The sequence below is a fragment of the Novosphingobium malaysiense genome, from assembly GCF_000802225.1.
In the GTDB taxonomy this organism is placed as follows: domain Bacteria; phylum Pseudomonadota; class Alphaproteobacteria; order Sphingomonadales; family Sphingomonadaceae; genus Novosphingobium; species Novosphingobium malaysiense.
This window is the reverse complement of record NZ_JTDI01000055.1, coordinates 1-282: the sequence shown is the minus strand read 5'-3', so window position 1 is coordinate 282 and position 282 is coordinate 1. Positions and strand designations below refer to the sequence as shown.

The window sequence follows — 282 nt, the reverse complement described above, 5'->3', positions numbered from 1 at the left end:
GTCCGGTAGGACGCAATGCCGTGGACACGCCGCCTGAGGAACGGCAGCGCATTTTCGAAGAGAACTGGACAGGCAGCTTCCGCTGGGTTTTCGAGACGTTCGACGATCTGCTCACCAACCCCGAGGCGAACCGAATGGCCTCCGAGTTCATCGTCGCCAAGATGAAAGAGCGGGTGAACGATCCGGAAATTGCGGAAATCCTTGCGCCCAGCTTTGATGACTATCCCCTGTTCGCGAAGCGCCCGCCGCTCGATCACGGTTACTTCGAAGCTTACAACCGCG

The 282-nt window shown here is 58.9% G+C and carries 1 pseudogene; it reads left to right on the top strand.

Going from position 1 to position 282, the window contains the following annotated elements:
* Positions 1-20: 20 nt before the first annotated feature.
* Positions 21-282: pseudogene (locus LK12_RS23480) on the top strand (cyclohexanone monooxygenase); the annotation flags it as partial.